The sequence below is a fragment of the Polaromonas sp. P4_F6 genome, from assembly GCF_056401275.1.
In genome coordinates, this window is the sequence record NZ_JBFUJQ010000003.1 from 84,994 (window position 1) to 105,357 (window position 20,364).

Genomic DNA, 20,364 nt, shown 5'->3' on the forward strand with positions numbered 1-20,364 from the left:
GCCATGACCCCGCTGTCTCTTGCCCATCTCACCGTGCTGGACGCGGCGCCGCCGGCCTTCTTCGACCTCGCGGCCCAGGCCGGCTACCAGAAGGTCGGCATCCGCGTCTTCCCCGCCGTGCCGGGCGGCCTGTGTTATCCGCTGAGCCGGCCCACCGTCATCGAATGGCGCCGCCGCATGGCCGATGCCGGCGTCGGCGTGCATGACGTGGAGTTCCTCTCGGTCGCGCCGCAGCTGCGCGTGGACGACTACGCGGCCGCCGTGGCGCTGGCCGCCGAGCTGGGCGCGCGGCGGCTCAGCGTCTCGGGCGACGACACGGACTTCAGCCGCCTGGCCGACAACTTCGGCGCGCTGTGCGACCTTGCCGCCAGTGTCGGCCTCGGCGTGGACCTGGAGTTCATGCGCTTTCGCATCGTCGGCACGCTGCCGCAGGCGCTGGAGATCGTCACGCGCGCGGCGCGGCCCAACGGCAGGCTGCTGGTGGACCTGCTGCACCTGTACCGCTCCGGAGGAACGGCCGCCATGCTGCGCGAGATTCCGGCCGCCCTGCTCGGCTCGGTACAGCTGTGCGACGCGTTACTCAAGGACCCGACCGACGCCGGCATCACGGACGAAGCGCGCCAGGGACGTTTGTTCCCGGGCGAAGGCGAATTGCCGCTGAAGGATTACCTGGATGCCTTGCCCGCCGACATCCCCTTGTCGGTGGAAGCGCCGGCCGGCACAACCCATCCGGAGCTGGGACTGCCGCAACGCGCCGCGCGCGCCTGCGCCGCGTCGCGGGAGTTGCTGAAAGCCTGGCGGCCGTCACAGTGAAAGGGCGCGACACGCTCTGTGGCGTCTACTCTGGCTCAAGGTCTTGGGGGCCGTGTTGCAGTCGGCGGTGCCGTGGGCGCGCCAGGCATGGTGTTATCTGGCTGCTACCGTGGCTTCCTGGGGCTGCCAACCGCCGCCGAGCGCTTTAAACGCGGCAACCGCCGCGCGTGCGGATTCGGTTTGCGCCTGTGCTCGCGCGTCGGAGGCGCGCAACAGGTTTTCGTCAGCCTGCAGGACTTCGATCAGGCTGAGAACTCCTTTTTGGTACGCCGCAAACGACGCTGCCCGTGCGCGGCCGAGGGAGTCCACGCCTTGCGCAAGCACGGCGGCCTGCTCTTCGCGCTTGACCAGACCTGAGAAGGCGTTTTCGACGTCTTCGGTTGCGCGCAGGACGGCAAGCCGGTAGGCCGCCAACATTTCGGCCTCCTGGCCCCTGGCCTGGTCGATCTGCGCGTTGATGCGGCCGAAGTCGAACAGACGCCAGCGCAGGCCCAGAACGCCGGAGGCCTGACTCGCACCGCTGGTGAACAGGTTGCCGCCGGACACGGTTGTCGCGCTGCCGATCAGCCCACCCAGAGAAAGTTTGGGGTAGTACTCGGCAATGGCGACACCGATGCGCGCGTTCGATGCGGCAAGACGGCGCTCCGCCACAATCAGGTCGGGACGGCGCCTGAGCAACTCACCCGGAGAGCCTGTCGCAGTGATTTGCGGCGCCGCGGGGATGGCACGTGCATCAGCCAATTCCGCCCGATGCGTTCCGGGTGGCGAGCCCAGCATCACGTCAAGCGCGTTCATGGCCACGTCCAGGCCCGCCTCAAGGACCGGCACGGTCGCCCGAACCTGGGCCAGCGCAGCTTCGGCCTGACTCACCTGAAGTTCGGCCGCCAAGCCCTTGCCATATAGAAGGTTGATGGTTGATAGCAATTGCTGCTGCGTCTGCACCTGCCGGCGGGCAACATCGAGGCGGGTTTGCAGCCCACGAATGAGGATGTAGGTGTCGGCGGTCTGTGCCGCAACAGCCAGCCGGGTGGCGCTTGCGCCGGCCTCCGATGCCTGGTACCCCGCAACCGCCGCTTCCTTGCCGCGACGCAAGCCCCCGAATAGATCCAGTTCCCAGCTCGCGCCCAGATTGGCTTCGTAAGAACTGCCGTGGCGGTCGAAACCGGGGTTGGCGCTCAAGACTTTGCCCAAAGGCGTTTCAAGCGATTGGTAGGCTCTGGCGGCCTGGCCGCTGACATTGCCGGAAGGCAGCAACGCGGCATGGGCCGCCCCGAGTTCTGCGCGCGCCTGGGTGACACGAGCGGACGCCTGCGCGAGATCGAGGTTCTGCGCCAAGGCCTGCGTGACGAATCGGGTCAGCTGCGGATCGCCGAACCCCGTCCACCATGTGACGAGATCGGTGCGGGCGGCGGCCTGCCGCTGGTCGACCGCGGCTTGGCCCAGGTACTGTTGCGGCATGGGCGTATCGGGCCTGGCGTAGTCGGGACCGACGGCGCAGCCGGCCGAAAAGGCGGCAACAATGAAGATGGCAAGGGTGCGTTTGGGCAGCATGGACTTGTTCCGGATCAGGTAGTCGATATTGTGACTATAATACAATATGGTCACTCGCGGTCCACTTCTTTGGATGCGGGTAAGCTACAGGCCATGAACAAAGCGACCACTTACCCGGTTTCCGCCCGCGGCCCGGCCGACCACGAGGTGCGCGACCAGATCGTGACCGCGGCCACCGAGCATTTCAGCCGCTACGGCTACGGGAAAACGACCGTTTCCGATCTCGCCAAGGCCATCGGGTTTTCCAAGGCTTACATCTACAAGTTCTTTGAGTCCAAGCAGGCCATCGGCGAGGCGATCTGCGCCAACTGCCTGCGCGAGATCGAGGCCGAGGTGAGTGCGGCCATTGCCGGGGCCGAGACGCCGCCGGAGAAGCTGCGGCGGATGTTTAAAGCCGCGACCGAAGCGAGCCTTCGCCTGTTTTTCCAGGACCGCAAGCTTTACGAGATTGCCGCTTCGGCCGCCACGGAGCGCTGGCAGGCGGTTCAGGCCTACGAGGAACGCATCCAGAAACTGCTCCAGGACGTCTTGCAGGAGGGCCGGCAAACCGGCGATTTCGAGCGCAAGACCCCCCTGGATGAGACGGCCTTGGCCATCTACCTGGTCATGCGCCCCTACCTCAATCCCCTGCTCCTGCAACACAGCTTTGACTACAACAAGGAGGCGCCGGCGCATTTGTCCAGCCTGGTGCTGCGCAGCCTGTCACCTTGACGAAAATCCGTGACTATTGACTAATTTAGTCACTAGTTTCATAATGAAAGTCCAATCATTTCGTCAATGGGACTTTCATGCGCAGGCCTTACTTCGCTACATACACAGTCATTTGTGCATTGCCTTTTGTGTTGGCCGCTTGCGGCGACAAGGCGCAATCTGATCCGCGTACCGAGGCGCCGCTGGTGCGTGTGGCCACCGTTCAGGGCTCGGTCGCCGCGTCTCGCGCGTTTACCGGGACCGTAGCCGCCCGGGTCCAAAGCGACCTGGGCTTTCGGGTCTCCGGCAAGGTGCTGGAACGCCTTGTCGATGCGGGACAAACCGTCAAGCGCGGGCAAGCGCTCATGCGCATTGATCCCGTGGACCTGAAGCTCGCCGCCCATGCGCAGCTGGAGGCGGTGGCCGCCGCCCGGGCGCGGGCGCAGCAAACGGCGCAGGACGAGGCCCGCTACCAGGACCTGCGCGGAACCGGCGCCATTTCAGCCTCGGCCTATGACCAGGCCAAGGCTGCGGCAGATGCGGCCAGAGCCCAGCTCAGCGCCATCGAGGCCCAGGCCGAAGTCGCCCGGAACGCGAGCCGCTATGCGGAATTGGTGGCGGATGGCGATGGCATCGTCATGGAAACCCTGGTGGAACCCGGCCAGGTCGTCAACGCGGGACAGGTGGTGGTGCGCCTGGCCCATGCGGGCCGCCGTGAAGCCGTCATCCAACTGCCGGAAACCTTGCGCCCTGCAGTCGGCTCGACCGGGCTGGCCACGCTCTTTGGCCAGGAAGGCGCAGCCGTCCCGACCAGGCTCAGGCAGCTCTCCAACGCCGCGGACCGGCTGACGCGCACTTTCGAGGCACGCTATGTGCTGGATGGCGAGCTGTCCAACGCGCCGTTGGGCAGCACGGTGACCGTTCAAATCCCGGATGCCAATTCCACCGCGCAAGCCGGCTTTTCGGTGCCCATTGCTTCCCTGTCCGACGCGGGCAAAGGGCCGGGAGTCTGGGTGATCCAGGGCGAGCCGGCCAAGGTTTCGTGGCGGCCGGTCAAGGTCCAGCGCCTGGGCGACGACAGTGCTTACATTGCAGGCCAGCTCCAGCAGGGTGACCGCATCGTCGCACTGGGCACGCATCTGTTGCGCGAAGGCGAGCAGGTCCGCGTCGCGGCTCAAGCGCCCGTCACGGCAAGCGTGCGGCCATGAGCGAGGGCCGTTTCAACCTGTCGGCGCTCGCCGTGCGCGAGCGCTCCGTCACCCTGTTCCTGATCTGCCTGATCTCCTTGGCAGGGCTTATTGCGTTCCTCAAGCTGGGCCGGGCAGAAGACCCGTCCTTTACCGTCAAGGTGATGACCATCATTACGGCCTGGCCAGGGGCAACCCCGCAGGAAATGCAGGACCAGGTCGCCGAGAAGATAGAAAAGCGGCTGCAGGAACTGCGTTGGTACGACCGCAGTGAGACCTACACCCGGCCGGGCCTGGCTTTCACGACCCTGACCCTGCTGGACACTACCCCGCCCTCGGAAGTGCAGGAGCAGTTCTACCAGGCCCGCAAGAAGGTCGGGGACGAAGCCGGCAACCTCCCGTCCGGCGTGATCGGGCCCATGGTCAACGACGAGTATGCGGACGTCACTTTTGCGCTGTTCGCGCTCAAGGCCAAAGGCGAGCCTCAGCGCTTGCTGGCCCGCGATGCGGAGACGCTGCGCCAGCGATTGCTGCATGTGCCGGGCGTCAAAAAGGTCAACATCATTGGCGAGCAGTCCGAACGGATTTATGTCGAGTTCTCGCACGAACGGCTGGCCACACTGGGTATCAGCCCGCAGGAAGTGTTCGCCGCGCTCAATGGCCAGAACGCCCTGACGCCGGCCGGCTCCGTGGAGACCAAAGGGCCACAGGTGTTCATTCGCCTGGACGGTGCTTTTGACGAGCTGCAAAAAATCCGCGATACGCCGGTCGTGGCGCAAGGCCGGACTTTAAAACTGTCGGACATCGCCACAGTCAAGCGCGGCTACGAAGATCCGGCGACTTTCATGATCCGCAACGGCGGCGAACCCGCCCTGCTGCTGGGCATCATCATGCGCGACGGCTGGAATGGGCTCGAGCTGGGCAAGGCGCTCGATCAAGAGGTCGGTGCGATCAACGCCGATATGCCGCAGGGAATGAGCCTGGCCAAGGTCACAGACCAGGCCGTCAACATCAGCTCGGCGGTCGACGAGTTCATGGTCAAGTTCCTCGTCGCGCTGCTGGTGGTCATGCTGGTGTGTTTTGTCAGCATGGGCTGGCGTGTGGGCATCGTGGTCGCAGCGGCCGTGCCGCTGACGCTGGCGGCGGTCTTTGTGGTGATGCTTGCTACCGGCAAGAACTTTGACCGCATCACCCTGGGCTCCCTGATCCTGGGGCTGGGCCTGCTGGTCGACGACGCCATCATCGCAATCGAAATGATGGTGGTGAAGATGGAGGAAGGCTATAGCCGCGTCGCCGCCTCCGCCTATGCCTGGAGCCACACCGCGGCGCCCATGCTCTCGGGCACGCTGGTCACGGCTGTCGGCTTCATGCCCAATGGCTTCGCCCGATCGACTGCCGGCGAATACACCAGCAATATGTTCTGGATCGTCGGCATTGCACTGATCGCATCCTGGGTGGTCGCCGTGGTCTTTACACCTTACCTTGGCGTCAAGCTATTGCCCGAGCTCAAAAAAGTCGAAGGCGGCCACGACGCGCTCTATGACACGCCGCGCTACAACCGCTTCCGCCAGCTTCTGGGGCGCGTGATTGCGCGCAAGTGGCTGGTCGCCGCTTCCGTCGTGGGCCTGTTCGTGGTGGCCATCCTGGGCATGGCGGTCGTCAAAAAGCAGTTCTTTCCGATCTCTGACCGGCCCGAAGTGCTGATTGAGGTGCAGATGCCCTACGGCACCTCCATCACCCAGACCAGTGCCAGCACGGCAACGGTGGAGGCGTGGCTGGCCAGGCAACCGGAAGCGAAGATTGTCACGGCCTACATCGGCCAGGGCGCGCCGCGCTTTTACCTGGCGATGGGGCCGGAACTGCCCGACCCCTCGTTTGCCAAGATCGTGGTGCGCACCGACAACCAGGATGAGCGCGAGGTGCTGAAAACGCGGCTGCGCGAGGCGATTGCCGGCGGCCTTGCCCCCGGCGCGCGCGTGCGTGTCACCCAGCTCGTGTTTGGTCCCTACTCGCCGTATCCGGTCGCCTACCGGATCACCGGGCCGGACCCGGACAAGCTGCGCGAGATCGCGGCCGATGTGCAGCAGGCCATGCATGCCAGCCCGATGATGCGTACCGTCAACAATGATTGGGGCACGCGCACACCCGCGCTGCACTTCACCTTGCAGCAAGACCGATTGCAGGCCGTGGGCTTGACCTCCAGCGCCGTGGCGCAACAACTGCAGTTCTTGCTGAGCGGTGTGCCATTGACCGCCGTGCGTGAGGACATTCGCACCGTGCAGGTCACGGCCCGCTCGGCCGGCACCATCCGGCTCGACCCGGCCAGGATCGCGGACTTCACATTGACCGGCGCCAACGGGCAACGCATACCGCTGTCGCAGGTGGGCAAGGTCGACGTGCGCGCGGAGGAACCGATCATGCGCCGGCGTGACCGCATGCCGACGATCACGGTCCGGGGCGACATCGCCGACGGTTTGCAGCCGCCGGACGTGTCGGCAGCCATTGACCGGCAGATTCAGCCCATCATGGACAAGCTGCCGGGCGGCTACCGCATCGAACAGGCCGGCGCCATCGAAGAATCGGGCAAGGCGATGACGGCCATGTTGCCGCTGTTCCCGATCATGCTGGCCATCACACTGCTCATCATCATCTTCCAGACGCGCTCGATCTCGGCGATGGTCATGGTCTTCCTGACCAGCCCGCTGGGGCTGATCGGTGTGGTGCCGACCTTGATCCTGTTCCGGCAGCCGTTCGGCATCAATGCGCTGGTCGGGCTGATTGCGCTGTCGGGCATCCTGATGCGCAACACGCTGATCCTGATCGGCCAGATCCGGCACAACGAGCAGGCGGGGTTGGGTCCGTTTCGCGCGGTTGTCGAGGCCACCGTGCAGCGTGCCCGGCCTGTGGTGTTGACCGCATTGGCGGCGATGCTGGCTTTCATCCCGCTGACCCATTCGGTGTTCTGGGGGACGCTCGCTTACACGCTGATCGGCGGCACCTTCGCCGGGACGGTGCTGACGCTGGTGTTCCTGCCGGCCATGTATTCCATCTGGTTCAAGATCCGCCCGACAACAGACGCCGATCCGCGCTGATCTTCTCTTCTTCGCTATTCACTTAAATCCCCGAATTCCCTCTGCTTTTGGACCAAGCAAGGTAGTGCCTATGCAACAGAATCGACAGCACGGCCTGTGCTCGTTCATATTGAAGAGGCGGTTTCTACACCGTCCGCCTAGAATTGATTTGTGGGGTTTGGTCCCTGTTTATCGACCTGAGCGAAACCCAAAATGGACAATAGGTCTTTTAACCACAAGCTCTTGGCTGGGTTTTCAGCAGCCAGGTTATACGGCAGGGGCGATGTTATACCGCAGCCCTCGCGGCATGCATGACGTTAGGCCCCAGAAGGAGCAACGCATGCCAAGTATCGCTTCCCTGCTTCTCGCCGCGAGCGCGTTTGTGATCCTCAGCCTCGGTTGTGCTCATCTTCTATTCACCTTCCGCGGAAACAAGTTTTATCCTCGCGACCCCGCGCTAATGGCTCGAATGCAGGAAGTCTCGCCGGTCATCTCGGGCAAGATGTCCATGTGGGAAGCCTGGGTCGGGTTCAATGCGAGTCATAGCTTCGGGGCAATGCTGTTCGGCCTTGTCTATGGCTATCTTGCTCTGGCGCAGCCTTCAGTCCTGTTTTCGTCGTGGTTCCTGCTGGCTGTCGGCCTTGCCTTACTCGCCGGCTGCGTCTTTCTTGGCTGGCGCTACTGGTTCAGCACCCCGTTTCGAGGCATCGTCTTGTCCACGGCGCTCTATGTCTCTGGTGTACTCGCACACTGGGCCTAACCCTTCCATCGAGGGTGTTGAATTCCGCTGAAGTCTGACCCGAGGCCGCTGTCGGTCGCTTGGAAGCATAAGCGTGCAGCGGTAGCCGAATTGTCGCCAAAGGTTCCCGTCCACGGCTGCGCGTGGGCTCGCCGTAAATCGCCCCCTGCCGCCTGAAACTCTGCCAACGCTATTGGCGATGGCAGCCCTTGTTTGCTGCACAGCAAATAAGGGGCTATCCGCTAACGTAGCCGCTGGATTTCCAATATATTTGTCATTGAAAATGGGAAGCTCGCCAATATAAATCTCACACGCGCCGAACGCTTGAGATCAAACCAGAACTACACCTATGAATCTGTCCCCACTTTTTCTTCGCCGGCGCGTGCTGGCGAGTCTCGTATCGTTGACGACGGTGATCTGGTGGCGCAACGGGTCCGCGCAAGTGGGCTCGGGAGGAACTGGCATTGCTCAAAGCATTGGTAGTGCTGATTTGGTGGTGGGTGAGGTCACTTTGCGCAGGGCCGGGCAGCAACCAACAGGCATGGTGAAAGGTGCCAAGCTGCTCCAAGGCGACCTCATTGAAACCAGGAATGACTCTGAGGCCCACGTCGCGTTTGACGATGGTGGTTACCTCGCAATACGGCCAAACTCGACAGTTCGGATAGCCCAGTACGTAGTGACCGGTGATGTCACGGACACGGCGACAATTGACCTGATCAGAGGCGCATTGCGATCGGTGACCGGGTGGATCGGCAAGCTCGACGCACCGCGTTATCGAATCACCGCCAACACTGCAACGATTGGGGTCAGGGGCACCGATCACGAAGTGGTACTGGTACAAGCTGGAGATACGGCGGGTCTTGAGCCAGGGGTCCATAACCATGTCAACGAGGGCGCGACCACCTTGCGCAACCAAAGCGGAGTCGTGAACATTGCGTCCGGCACGGCCGCTTATTCGCCGAGTTCAGGAGCGCGACCTTTGCGCCATGCAGTCGTCCCTGGCATTTTTGAACGCCTGCGTACACGACAGGAAAGCGCGATAAACAGCCATGCCCAAAATATTCGCCAGCGCATGGAAGAACGTTTGCGCGAACGTGGAAAACTGCGCTCCAACGAGCGTTTCGAGCAGTTCCGGCAGCGTCAGCAAGCTCTTCGCCGGGGGCGGGCGGACCTCAAGCAGCCGGGAAACAACACCGGCCAATCTCGGGCCGCTGAGGTATCGAAAGACAGACAGGCAGCACGGCAGGCCTTGCGGGAACAGCGGCAAGAAAAAATTCGGCAGCAGCAGGAAAGCCGGGCTCAAGAACGGGCGGGCCAACGAAAGAAGGCCGGCGAAAAACGTCGAGTCGAAAAATGATCATGCGAGCATCGCTGCGTTCAAGTTTGCGACCTTAGGAAAGTCCCCGCATGAATGCTGGGCTTCAGGGGTATGGTGGTGCGGCTGGCGGGGATCGAACCCACGACCCTTGGCTTCGGAGGCCAATACTCTATCCACTGAGCTACAGCCGCAACGCTGGAAACGGTTTGCGCCGGAATTCGCGGCCGGGGAAGGCGCGAAATCGGGGCATTTGCGCCGCGCGGGCGATTCACGCCGCGCAGCGTGTCCGATTCTACCAGCCGGCCGCGGCACTCCCCGGGCCCGGCAAGAGCCCCAGCTATAATGCGAGGTTGCTGAGCAAGCGCTGTACAGGCGCGCCACCAATACGCGATAGCCCCCCGATTTTTAGTTTTTTGAGGACGCCATGAGCGCAAACGACCACACCACGGCCCACGAAGAAGCCCACACTGGCCCGATCAAGACGCCCCAGCAGCTGCTGGCAGCGGTTTTTTTCTCTTTTGTCGTCCCCGTTTTCGCCATCATCGGCCTGGTTTATTACGTCGCCTCGGCCAACAAGCCGGCCGCCGGCGCCAACGAAGACGCCAAAACCGTCGCACAACGCATCCAGAAAATCGGTTCGGTTGAAATCCGTGATGCGAACCGCCCGCTCAAATCCGGCGAAGAAGTCTACAAAGCCCAGTGCGTGACCTGCCACGGCACGGGCGCCGCCGGCGCGCCGAAGTTCGGCGACGCGGGCGCCTGGGGCCCCCGCATCAAGACCGGCTTCGACACGCTCTGGCATTCGGCCCTCAAGGGCAAGGGCGCCATGGGCGCGCAAGGCGGCGGCGACTTTGAAGACATCGAGATCGGCAAGGCCGTGGTCTACATGACGACAGCCGCCGGCGGCAAGTTTGCCGAACCCAAGGCGCCTGCCGCGGCAGCGTCCGCGCCCGAAGCGGCAGCCAGCGCGGCCAAGTAAGCCCTCACGCAGTTTCCCAAAAAGCCGGTTTCGACCGGCTTTTTTCATGGCCGCTACTTTTGCTGCTGCTGCGCCTGCGGGCTGCGCACATAAGCAAAGCGCGCCGGCAGGTCGCGGGCCTTGTAGTCCTCGGGCACCCACAGGCCCTGCTCCACCGCATCGGCGGCAAGCGTCATGTCCAGGGTGTGGACCAGGCCGAAGCCCAGGTCGGTCTCCAGATACAGCCGCCCGGCCTCATCCAGAATGCAGCGCTGGGCGCGCGCGGCCGCGCCGGTGTGCGCGGTGACGGCGAAGGACGGCGCCGGGCCCACGCGCCAGACCAGCGGCGTGGCTTCGAGCTCCACATAAACGCGCTGCGGGCCGTTCTGGAAGAACCAGCGGCCGCCGGCATCGCTTTCATAGTTGCGCTGGATGAAGTCGATCAGCTTGTCGTGCTTGAGCAGCGAGCCCTTGGCGGCCTTGTTGCGCGCGGGGTCCGCACCGGGGACACCGCTAAAAGGCCCGGCGGCCTGGGCCCTGTCGTCGCGCATATACCAGTTGCCGCGCGCATCCAGCCCGAGCCAGCCGTAGCAGTCGGGCACATTGGGCCATTTGGCAATCGCCTGCCGAACTATGTCGTCCATAAGCCTATTTTGCGCGCGGAGCTATAACTGCGCCGCCAGAAAGGCGGTGACGGCATCGGGCATGGCGCGCACATGGCCCGGAAAGGGCGCCGAGGGAAAGCCCACGTGGCCGCCTTGGGCCGGCTGCCACAGCGTGACATGCGGGCCTACCTCCCCGGCCTGCGGCAGGCTGGACGCCGGCACAAAGGGATCGTTGAGCGCGTTCAAGGCCAGCGCGGGCACGGCAATGCGGTGCAGATGCGGCTTGGCCGAGGCCCGCGACCAGTAGTCATCGGCGTTCTTGAAGCCGTGCAGCGGCGCGGTGAAAACGTCGTCGAAGGCATAAAGGTCGCGCGCGGCCAGCAGCCGCTCGCGGTCAAACAGCCCGGGGTGCTGCTCCAGCTTTTGCAAGGCCTTGGGCACCATGGTCTTGAGGAACATGCGGGTGTAGACCAGGCGGTTAAAGCCCCGGCCTATGGCCCAGCCGCTGGCGGCCAGGTCCAGCGGCGAGCACACGGAGGCGATGCCGGCCACCACCTGCCGGGCCTCGGCGCCCATCTCGCCGGCCCATCGCATGAGCGCGTTGCCGCCCAGCGAGATGCCGACGGCCATCACCGGCCCGCCGCGCTGGGCCGCGAAGCGCCGCAGTATCCAGTCGATCTCGGCGAAGTCGCCCGAATGGTAGGCGCGCGGCGCGAGGTTGATCTCGCCCGAGCAGCCGCGGAAATGCGGAATCGCGCAGGCCCAGCCGCGCTGGCGCGCTGCATCGGCCAGCGCTTCGGCGTAATGGCTGGCGGAGGAACCCTCCAGGCCGTGGAACACCACAAGCAGTGGCGTTTGGACCGTGGCCGCACCATCCGCCACCAGCCAGTCGACATCGACAAAATCCTCATCAGGCGTGGTCCAGCGCTCGCGGCGAAACACCGGCTGCGGGCCGAGGAAGCGGCGCGATTGCAGCGCGGCCCAGATGGTTTGCAGGTTGCCGCCCGGGAGCCACCAGGGCGCGGCATAGTTCATGGCGGGTTCCATGCGCAGCCGGATCAATGGAGAACGGTGGGCGTTTCCGACACTTCCTGCATTTCGCGCGGCGTGCCGGGACTGGCATGGTGGGCCACCATGCGCCAACCCTGCGCGGTCTTGTGATAGACGTTGGTGGCGATGACGTAGGCGTGGCGCGGGCCTTCTTCGGTCAGCACCTCGATGCGCTCGAGCACGCTGTGCACGCTGGCGCTCATGGCCTCCACCTTGCGCACCTTGATGGGCTGCGCGCGTATGGTGCCGTTGGAGAACATCGCATCGAAAGTCGCGCGTATGGCCGCCGGCCCCACGAGGCGGGCACCCCCGGGGTGCACGCAGACGATGTCGTCCTCGTCGCCCCAGCAGGCCATGAGTTTTTCAATGTCACCGGTTTGCAGCGCGTCGTAAAACGCCGCCTCGATGTCATCGGCGTTGCCGGTGCTGGCGGGCGGGACTTTGGGTTTGGGCATGGGGGCGATCAAAAGAAGTTCGGGCAAGGGGATGGGCTTCAATCCGGCCTGGCGTTTGGTGCTGAATTCTGCGCGGGATTGCGCGCCGCAGCAAGCCAGGCCTGGACCACGCCCTGCATGCCGCCGCCCGCCCGGCCCGCGCCGCGGCCGCTGCCGCTCTGGTTGGCCTGCCACAGCAGCTCTGGCGCGGCCACATGGGTGCCGGGCGGCAGCACCTGCAGGGCGGCATCGACAAATTCCGCGAGCTTGGCGGGCCGCACCGGCTGCTCGGTTTGGGGAATCATGAACTTGAGCGTGGACAGCATCCAGGCCGCGACCCGCTCCAGCACATTCCTTCCCGCGGCGTCCTGCGCCTTGCGGGCCGAACGCACCAGCAGCAGGCGTTCAAAGCCCAGGGCGGCGACGGCCTGCTCATCAAGATTGGCCAGGCCGCGCTTGAGCGCATCGGGCAGGCGCCCGGTGGCGTGCGGCACCACCACGACCAGGGTCTGCACGCCGCAACGCTTGAGCCACTGCGCCAGCGCGGGCAGCTCCGAAGGCGCGGGCGTCCAGAGCGTGCGCTCACGTCCGTAATACATGCGCGGTGGCTCGAACATGACCAGCCCGGTGTGCGCCGGCAGCGGCCTCAAGGCCCATTGCGCTATCGGCGAAGGCGTGCCCGCCAATGCGATGCCGACGCCAGAGAGCCCGGTCGCCATGGCCTCGGTGGCCAGCACCTCGGTGTGCGCATAGCGGCCGCTGCCGACCAGGCGGCGCAGCACCTCGTTGCCCAGCACGCCGGTGGCACCAGCCACCAGCAGGCGCGGCTTGGCCTGCGCCGGCGGCGGCGGGCGCAGGGCGGACTGCAAGGCTTGCAGCGGGCCGCCGGAAGCGGGGGATGTGGGCAGCGGGGACATTCGACTATGTTAGTGTTGCGGCTTGCATTTTCGGAGGCATTGCCATGACGATATCCCGCTTTTTGACATTCACCCTCGCGGCCCTGCTGAGCCTGCTGCTCTCGGGTTGCGGCTACAACGATTTCCAGCGCCTGGATGAGCAGACCAAGTCGGCCTGGTCCGAAGTGCTGAACCAGTACCAGCGCCGCGCCGACCTGGTGCCCAATATCGTGGCCACGGTCAAGGGTGAAGCGGCCTTCGAGCAGGATACGCTGACCAAGGTGGTGGAAGCGCGCGCCAAGGCCACCTCCATCCAGGTGACGCCCGAAACCCTCAACGACCCGGCCGCCTTCAAGAAATTCCAGGCCGCGCAGGGCGAGCTCGGCAGCGCGCTGAGCCGACTCATGGTGGTCAGCGAACGCTACCCCGATCTGAAGGCCAACCAGGGCTTTCGCGACCTGCGCGTGCAGCTCGAAGGCACGGAAAACCGCATCACCGTGGCGCGCAACCGCTACATCCAGACCGTGCAGGAGTACAACGTGCTCGCGCGCAGCTTCCCGAGCAACCTGACGGCCATGGTCTTCAGCTACCAGGTCAAGCCCAACTTCTCGGTGCAGAACGAGGCCCAGATTTCCACGCCGCCGGTGGTGGACTTCAACAAGAAATAAAGAGCACGGCGGGCCTGAGCGTGCGGCGCTCCATGCTTTTTGCTCGCGGCGGCACCCGGCTGCTGGGGGGCCTGCTGCTGGCCGCCTGGCTGCCGCTGGCGGCCTGGGCTCAGGGTGGCGTGCAACCGGTGCCGGCGCTGACGGCCCACGTCATGGACGGCACCGGCACGCTGAATGCCGCGCAGCGCGAAGCGCTCGAAGCCAAGCTCACGGCCTTCGAAAAAAGCCGCGGCGCCCAGGTGGTGATGCTGCTGGTTCCCACAACCCAGCCGGAAGACATTGCCGCCTATGCGCAGCGCGTGGGCGACAGCTGGAAGATAGGCCGCAAGGACGTAGGCGACGGCCTTCTGCTGGTGGTGGCCAAGAACGACCGCAAGGTGCGCATAGAAACCACCAAGGCGCTGGAAGGCGCCATCCCCGACCTGGCGGCACGCCAGGTCATAGACACGGCCATCACGCCGCGCTTCAAGCAGGGCGACTACGCCGGCGGGCTCGATGCCGCGGCCGACCAGCTCATTGCGCTGATCAGCGGCGAAAACCTGCCCGCGCCGGAACACAGCGGCAGCAGGGGCAACAACGACGGTTTTGAGTGGACTGACCTGGCCGTCTTCCTGTTTTTTGCGGTGCCGATTGCCGGGCGCATAGCGGCCATGGTGCTGGGGCGCAAATTCGGCTCGCTGGCCACCGGCGGCGTGGTCGGCGTGCTGGCCTGGATTTTCACCAGCAGCCTGATCGTGGCCGGCCTCGCCGTCCTGGTGGGCACGGTGTTCGCGCTGGTCGCCAGCCTGGGCGCGCTGGGCGGAGGCCGCCGCTCTTCGGGCGGCTGGACCTCCGGCGGCATAGGCAGCGGTGGTGGCGGCTGGAGCAGCGGCGGCAGCAGCAGCGATGGCGGGGGCTTCAGCAGTGGCGGCGGTGGCGACTTCGGCGGCGGCGGCGCCTCGGGAGACTGGTAGGCATCATGCTCAACAAGTTCAAGACCCTGCTCAAACACCTGTGGCTGGACGCCTCCGATACCCGGCGCGCGATTGCGCCCGACATGCTGCAGCGGCTCGCGCGGCGCGTGGCGGCCAGCGAGCGGCGCCACAGCGGCGAGATCCGTATCTGCGTGGAGGCTTCGCTGCCCCTGAGCTATCTGTGGCGGCTGGGCCGGCACACGTCCATCGCCGCGCTCACGCGCCAGCGCGCGGTCACGATGTTCGGCAAACTGCGTGTCTGGGACACGGAGCACAACAACGGCGTGCTGATTTACGTGCTGCTGGCCGAACGTGCGATCGAGATCGTCGCCGACCGCGGTGTGGCGCGGCATGTCGACTCCCATCAATGGCAGGCCATGGTGGCGCGCATGGCGGCCGCGTTTCGCGAGCAGCGTTATGAGGATGGGCTGACGCAGGCGCTGGAGGAAACGTCCGCGGTGCTGATGCAGCACTTCGCGGTGCATGGCTCAGAAGAAGGCGCGCAGGCCAGGGCGAATGAACTGCCCGATGCGCCGCTGCTCCAATAAGAGAGCCAAAGAATCAGGATGAAAGCAGGACGCCCAGGACGAACAACCCCGTCAGCACAACCAGGATGCGGCGTATCCATGTCCTGAGCGAACGTCGTCCCCTGGGGTGCGGCGAAAGCTCTTCGTCCCACGTCAGACTGTCCAGTGCGCTGTTCATAGTCCACCTCGTCGGTTAGCGTGAATCCCTGGATCCACGATACGGCAGCGGCGCCCTCGCTGGCTGTCATTTAGGGTTTCCAGTTGTTAAGCTGAGGCGCCGGCGCAACAGCATGAGTGCGAAAGGATTAGTGCTCATGCGCCGCCCATGAAAAAAGCCCCTGGCTTTCGGCAGGGGCTTGCTGCGATCCGGCGATAAAGCCGGAAGGCTGGTTTTATTTCTTCTGGCGGTATTTGCGCAAGGCGGCGATCTGTGCAGCCATGACGGCGAGTTCAGACTGGGCCATGGCGATGTCGATGTCGCTCTTGGCGTTCTTCAGCGCTTCCTCGGCGGCGGCCTTGGCTTCGCTGGCCTTGGTCTCGTCCAGGTCCTTGCCGCGAATGGCGGTGTCGCTCAACACCGTCACGCAGTTGGGCTGCACTTCGAGCAGGCCGCCGGCCACGAAGACGAACTCTTCCGTGCCATCGGCTTTTTCAATGCGCACGGCACCCGGCTTGATGCGGGTGATCAGCGGCGTGTGGCGCGGGTAAATGCCCAGCTCGCCAGCCTCGCCGGGCAATGCCACGAACTTGGCTTCGCCCGAGAAGATGGACTCTTCTGCGGATACGACGTCGACGTGAATGGTGCTCATCTCTTTTACTCCTTGAAAAAGTCGGGCTAAAGCAAGTAAGCGGCTGTCTGGCTAGGCGGCGCGCGGAAATGTGCAAGTGCACATTGAGCACGCCAACAACGCCAGGTGGCCGGTTACGCCGCTTTAGGCGACTTTTTTCGCTTTTTCGAAGGCTTCGTCGATCGTGCCGACCATGTAGAAAGCCTGTTCCGGCAGGTGATCGCACTCGCCGGACACAATCATCTTGAAGCCGCGAATCGTTTCAGCCAGGCTGACGTACTTGCCGGGCGAGCCGGTGAACACTTCAGCAACGTGGAAAGGCTGCGACAGGAAACGCTGGATCTTGCGGGCGCGGGCCACGGCCAGCTTGTCTTCAGGGGCCAGTTCGTCCATGCCCAGAATCGCGATGATGTCGCGCAGTTCCTTGTAGCGCTGCAGCGTGCCCTGCACGGCGCGGGCCGTGTTGTAGTGGTCTTCGCCGACGACGTTCGGGTCCAGCTGGCGGCTGGTGGAGTCCAGCGGATCGACCGCGGGGTAGATACCCAGCGAAGCGATGTCGCGCGAGAGCACCACGGTGGAGTCCAGGTGGGCGAAGGTGGTGGCGGGCGACGGGTCGGTCAAGTCATCGGCAGGGACGTAAACGGCCTGGATGGAGGTGATGGAGCCGACCTTGGTGGAGGTAATACGCTCTTGCAGGCGGCCCATTTCCTCGGCCAGCGTGGGCTGGTAACCCACGGCGGAAGGCATACGGCCCAGCAGCGCGGACACTTCGGTACCGGCCAGCGTGTAGCGGTAAATGTTGTCCACGAAGAACAGCACGTCGCGGCCTTCGTCACGGAAGGATTCGGCGATCGTCAGACCGGTCAACGCAACGCGCAGGCGGTTTCCTGGGGGCTCGTTCATCTGGCCGTAGACCATGGCCACTTTGGATTCGCCGAGGTTCTCGAGGTTCACGACGCCGGAGTCGGCCATCTCGTGGTAGAAGTCATTGCCTTCGCGGGTACGCTCACCCACACCGGCGAACACGGACAGGCCCGAGTGCGCCTTGGCGATGTTGTTGATCAGTTCCATCATGTTCACGGTCTTGCCGACGCCGGCGCCGCCGAACAGGCCCACCTTGCCGCCCTTGGCGAAGGGGCAGACCAGGTCGATCACCTTGATGCCGGTTTCCAGCAGTTCCTGCGAGGGCGACAGTTCGTCGTACGCGGGTGCCTTGCGGTGGATGGGGGCGGTCAGGGTCTGGTCGACCGGGCCACGCTCGTCGATGGGCGCGCCCAGCACGTCCATGATGCGACCCAGCGTGGCCTTGCCCACGGGAACCGTGATGTTGGCGCCGGTGTTGTACACGACGTTGCCGCGGCGCAGGCCGTCGGAGGTGCCCAGCGCGATGGTGCGCACAATGCCGTCGCCCAACTGCTGCTGGACTTCCAGCGTCAGCGCGGAGCCTTCCATCTTGAGCGCGTCGTAAATCTTGGGCATCTGGTCGCGCGCGAATTCCACGTCAACCACCGCACCAATACACTGAACAATCTTGCCTTGAGCCTGAGCCATGATTGAATCCTTTTCCGTTTCTTTAAATCTTTAAATCGGGTGTGGCGGCTTAAACCGCTGCAGCACCGGCAACGATTTCCGAAAGTTCTTTCGTGATCGCCGCTTGACGCGTTTTGTTGTAAACCAGCTTGAGTTCGCCGATCACGCTGCCGGCGTTGTCGGTGGCGGCCTTCATGGCCACCATGCGGGCGGACTGCTCGGACGCCATGTTCTCGGCGACCGCCTGGTACACCAGCGCTTCCACGTAGCGAACCAGCAGGTCGTCGATCACGGTCTGCGCGTCGGGCTCGTAGATGTAGTCCCAGCCGTGCTGGTCCTTGTCGGCCTGCAGGTGCGCTGCCGTCAAGGGCAGCAGCTGCTCGACCACCGGTTCCTGGCGCATGGTGTTGATGAACTTGGTGTAGCACAGGTACACCGCGTTGATCTTGCCTTCGCTGTAAGCGTCGAGCAGCACCTTGACGGGGCCGATCAGTTTTTCCAGGTGCGGCTTGTCGCCCAGCTGCGTCGCGTGCGACACCACCTTGGCGCCGACCCGGTTCAGAAAACCGAGGCCCTTGTTGCCGATGGCGACTGCCTTGGCATCATGGCCGGCGGCCTGCACTTCCTTGAGCTTGGCCGTCACGGCGCGCAGCACGTTGGTGTTCATGCCGCCGCACAAGCCCTTGTCGGTCGTCACCACGATGAACCCGGTGGCCTTGGCGTCGTTGGACTCCATGAACGCGTGGGTGTACTCGGGGTTGGCCTGACTCAGGTTGGCCGTGATGTTGCGGATCTTGTCGCTGTAAGGACGGGCAGCGCGCATCCGCTCCTGCGCCTTGCGCATCTTGGAGGCGGCCACCATCTCCATGGCCTTGGTGATCTTCTTGGTGTTTTCCACCGATTTGATCTTGCCGCGTATTTCCTTGCCTGCTGCCATATGGATTCCTAAGGGGTTCCTGAGGGTTGCTTAATTACCTGCTTGACGATGAGGTCAGGCGAGATCAGGCAAACGACTTCTTGAACTCGGTCACGGCCGTGTTCAGTTCAGCCTCAGCGTCCTTGTCCATGGCCTTGTTGGCTTCGAGCTTGGCCATCAGGGCCGCGTTCTTGTCCTTCAGGTAGGCGTGCAGGCCGTGTTCGAAAGCCAGGACCTTCTTGACTTCGATGTCGTCCATGAAGCCCTTGTTCACGGCGAACAGCGTGGCGGCCATGTTGGAGATGGACAGTGGCGAGTACTGGGCCTGCTTGAGCAGTTCGGTCACGCGGGCACCGCGGTCCAGCTGCTTGCGGGTGGCTTCGTCCAGGTCGGAAGCGAACTGCGCGAAGGCAGCCAGTTCACGGTACTGGGCCAGGTCGGTACGGATACCGCCGGACAGGTTCTTGATCAGCTTGGTCTGGGCGGCGCCGCCGACGCGGGACACCGAGATACCGGCGTTGATCGCGGGACGGATACCGGCGTTGAACAGGCTGGTTTCCAGGAAGATCTGGCCGTCGGTGATCGAGATCACGTTGGTCGGAACGAACGCGGACACGTCGCCGGCCTGCGTTTCGATGATGGGCAGCGCGGTCAGCGAACCGGTCTTGCCTTTGACGGCACCCTTGGTGAAGTCTTCAACATACTTCTCGTTCACGCGGGCTGCGCGCTCGAGCAGGCGGCTGTGCAGGTAGAACACGTCGCCGGGGTAAGCTTCGCGGCCTGGCGGGCGGCGCAGCAGCAGCGAAACCTGGCGGTAGGCCACGGCCTGCTTGGACAGATCGTCATACACGATCAGCGCGTCTTCGCCGCGGTCGCGGAAGTACTCGCCCATGGTGCAGCCGGAGTAGGCGCTGACGTATTGCATGGCGGCGGATTCGGAAGCCGCGGCGGCCACGACGATGGTGTATTCCATCGCGCCGGCTTGTTCCAGCGCGCGCACCACGTTCTTGATCGAGGAAGCCTTCTGGCCGATCGCGACGTAGACGCAGGAAACGCCCTTGCCCTTCTGGTTGATGATGGCGTCGATGGCCACGGCGGTCTTGCCGGTCTGGCGGTCGCCGATGATCAGTTCGCGCTGGCCGCGGCCGACGGGCACCATGGAGTCGATGGACTTCAGGCCGGTCTGCAGGGGCTGGTCGACGGATTTACGGGCGATCACGCCGGGCGCGACCTTCTCGATCACGTCGGTCATCTTGGCGTTGATCGGGCCCTTGCCGTCGATGGGCTGGCCCAGGGCGTTCACCACGCGGCCGAGCAGCTCGGGGCCGACGGGCACTTCCAGGATGCGGCCCGTGCACTTGACGGTGTCGCCTTCGGCGATGTGTTCGTATTCACCCAGGATCACGGAGCCGACCGAGTCGCGCTCGAGGTTCAGCGCCAGGCCGTAGGTGGGGGTGCCGTCGGCGGTTGCGGGGAATTCCAGCATTTCGCCCTGCATCACGTCGGACAGGCCGTGGATGCGGACGATACCGTCGGTGACGGACACCACGGTGCCCTGGTTGCGGATGTCGCTGCTGCCGGTCAGGCCTTCGATACGGCTCTTGATCAGTTCAGAAATTTCTGCGGGATTGAGTTGCATGACTCTTTCCTTCTTTCAGTATGTTGTTGGC

19 protein-coding genes and 1 tRNA gene are annotated in these 20,364 nt (G+C 64.3%); 10 read left to right on the plus strand and 10 right to left on the minus strand.

From position 1 onward, the window contains the following. Positions 1-3: 3 nt before the first annotated feature. The gene (locus AC1DUN_RS09730) at positions 4-813 is read left to right on the plus strand and encodes a sugar phosphate isomerase/epimerase family protein (RefSeq protein WP_477713788.1); all 810 of its coding nucleotides are present in this window, start codon (positions 4-6) and stop codon (positions 811-813) included. A gap of 93 nt (positions 814-906) precedes the next feature. Here the strand turns inward: AC1DUN_RS09730 and AC1DUN_RS09735 are convergent, their stop codons facing one another. After that, complete coding sequence (locus AC1DUN_RS09735; RefSeq protein WP_477713789.1) at positions 907-2,364, minus strand: efflux transporter outer membrane subunit; 1,458 nt, start codon at positions 2,362-2,364, stop codon at positions 907-909. Between the two features lie 93 nt (positions 2,365-2,457). Here AC1DUN_RS09735 and AC1DUN_RS09740 point away from each other — a divergent pair, with 93 nt between their 5' ends. From AC1DUN_RS09740 to AC1DUN_RS09760, 5 genes are all read left to right on the plus strand, one after another. Further along, positions 2,458-3,075 (plus strand): TetR/AcrR family transcriptional regulator, encoded by a 618-nt coding sequence (locus AC1DUN_RS09740; RefSeq protein WP_477713790.1) that lies wholly within the window; start codon positions 2,458-2,460, stop codon positions 3,073-3,075. A gap of 77 nt (positions 3,076-3,152) precedes the next feature. Next, positions 3,153-4,262 carry an efflux RND transporter periplasmic adaptor subunit gene (locus tag AC1DUN_RS09745; RefSeq protein WP_477713791.1) on the plus strand — a complete coding sequence of 370 codons (1,110 nt, stop codon included), beginning with the start codon at positions 3,153-3,155 and terminating at the stop codon, positions 4,260-4,262. After that, positions 4,259-7,333, plus strand: a complete 3,075-nt coding sequence (locus tag AC1DUN_RS09750; protein WP_477713792.1) for an efflux RND transporter permease subunit — start codon at positions 4,259-4,261, stop codon at positions 7,331-7,333. The genes AC1DUN_RS09745 and AC1DUN_RS09750 overlap by 4 nt, the downstream gene beginning before the upstream one ends. 319 nt (positions 7,334-7,652) lie before the next feature. Continuing rightward, a complete protein-coding gene (locus AC1DUN_RS09755) occupies positions 7,653-8,072 on the plus strand; it encodes an LIC_13387 family protein (RefSeq protein WP_477713793.1) in 420 nt (139 codons plus the stop codon). A gap of 328 nt (positions 8,073-8,400) precedes the next feature. Beyond that, the gene (locus AC1DUN_RS09760) at positions 8,401-9,408 is read left to right on the plus strand and encodes a FecR domain-containing protein (RefSeq protein ID WP_477713794.1); all 1,008 of its coding nucleotides are present in this window, start codon (positions 8,401-8,403) and stop codon (positions 9,406-9,408) included. Between the two features lie 76 nt (positions 9,409-9,484). Here AC1DUN_RS09760 and AC1DUN_RS09765 read toward each other — a convergent pair. Next, positions 9,485-9,560 (minus strand) — tRNA-Arg (locus tag AC1DUN_RS09765). Between the two features lie 233 nt (positions 9,561-9,793). On the opposite strand from AC1DUN_RS09765, the gene AC1DUN_RS09770 reads away from it, so the two are divergent. Beyond that, entirely contained in the window at positions 9,794-10,348 is a 555-nt protein-coding gene (locus tag AC1DUN_RS09770) for a c-type cytochrome (protein WP_477663702.1), read from the plus strand. Positions 10,349-10,401: 53 nt separating this feature from the next. On the opposite strand, the gene AC1DUN_RS09775 is transcribed toward AC1DUN_RS09770, so the two are convergent. From AC1DUN_RS09775 to AC1DUN_RS09790, 4 genes are read right to left on the minus strand one after another with little or no spacing between them, the layout of a single operon-like run. After that, on the minus strand, positions 10,402-10,971 hold the full coding sequence (locus AC1DUN_RS09775; RefSeq protein WP_477713795.1) for a DUF2946 family protein: 570 nt from the start codon (positions 10,969-10,971) through the stop codon (positions 10,402-10,404). Between the two features lie 21 nt (positions 10,972-10,992). Further along, positions 10,993-11,967, minus strand: a complete 975-nt coding sequence (locus AC1DUN_RS09780) for a YheT family hydrolase (RefSeq protein ID WP_477713796.1) — start codon at positions 11,965-11,967, stop codon at positions 10,993-10,995. 23 nt (positions 11,968-11,990) lie between these two features. Further along, entirely contained in the window at positions 11,991-12,437 is a 447-nt protein-coding gene (locus tag AC1DUN_RS09785) for a YybH family protein (RefSeq protein ID WP_074578731.1), read from the minus strand. A 38-nt stretch (positions 12,438-12,475) separates the two neighbouring features. Beyond that, positions 12,476-13,333: a hypothetical protein gene (locus AC1DUN_RS09790; RefSeq protein WP_477713797.1), complete on the minus strand. Its 858-nt coding sequence runs from the start codon at positions 13,331-13,333 to the stop codon at positions 12,476-12,478. A gap of 44 nt (positions 13,334-13,377) precedes the next feature. On the opposite strand from AC1DUN_RS09790, the gene AC1DUN_RS09795 reads away from it, so the two are divergent. The 3 genes from AC1DUN_RS09795 to AC1DUN_RS09805 are packed head-to-tail and all read left to right on the plus strand — an operon-like array spanning position 13,378 to position 15,481. Then, the gene (locus AC1DUN_RS09795) at positions 13,378-13,980 is read left to right on the plus strand and encodes a LemA family protein (protein WP_477713798.1); all 603 of its coding nucleotides are present in this window, start codon (positions 13,378-13,380) and stop codon (positions 13,978-13,980) included. A 32-nt stretch (positions 13,981-14,012) separates the two neighbouring features. Next, positions 14,013-14,933, plus strand: coding sequence for a TPM domain-containing protein (locus AC1DUN_RS09800; RefSeq protein ID WP_477713799.1), 921 nt, complete (start codon positions 14,013-14,015; stop codon positions 14,931-14,933). A 5-nt stretch (positions 14,934-14,938) separates the two neighbouring features. Further along, the gene (locus AC1DUN_RS09805; RefSeq protein ID WP_477713800.1) at positions 14,939-15,481 is read left to right on the plus strand and encodes a TPM domain-containing protein; all 543 of its coding nucleotides are present in this window, start codon (positions 14,939-14,941) and stop codon (positions 15,479-15,481) included. Positions 15,482-15,852: 371 nt separating this feature from the next. Here the strand turns inward: AC1DUN_RS09805 and AC1DUN_RS09810 are convergent, their stop codons facing one another. The 4 genes from AC1DUN_RS09810 to atpA all read right to left on the minus strand — a co-directional run bounded on the left by AC1DUN_RS09810 (position 15,853) and on the right by atpA (position 20,333). Beyond that, positions 15,853-16,269, minus strand: coding sequence for a F0F1 ATP synthase subunit epsilon (locus tag AC1DUN_RS09810; RefSeq protein ID WP_007868942.1), 417 nt, complete (start codon positions 16,267-16,269; stop codon positions 15,853-15,855). Between the two features lie 123 nt (positions 16,270-16,392). Continuing rightward, entirely contained in the window at positions 16,393-17,799 is a 1,407-nt protein-coding gene (atpD, locus tag AC1DUN_RS09815; protein WP_477663877.1) for a F0F1 ATP synthase subunit beta, read from the minus strand. 49 nt (positions 17,800-17,848) lie between these two features. Beyond that, positions 17,849-18,715 (minus strand): F0F1 ATP synthase subunit gamma, encoded by an 867-nt coding sequence (atpG, locus tag AC1DUN_RS09820; protein ID WP_477655760.1) that lies wholly within the window; start codon positions 18,713-18,715, stop codon positions 17,849-17,851. 64 nt (positions 18,716-18,779) lie between these two features. Further along, on the minus strand, positions 18,780-20,333 hold the full coding sequence (atpA, locus tag AC1DUN_RS09825) for a F0F1 ATP synthase subunit alpha (protein WP_477663878.1): 1,554 nt from the start codon (positions 20,331-20,333) through the stop codon (positions 18,780-18,782). Positions 20,334-20,364 lie beyond the last annotated feature (31 nt).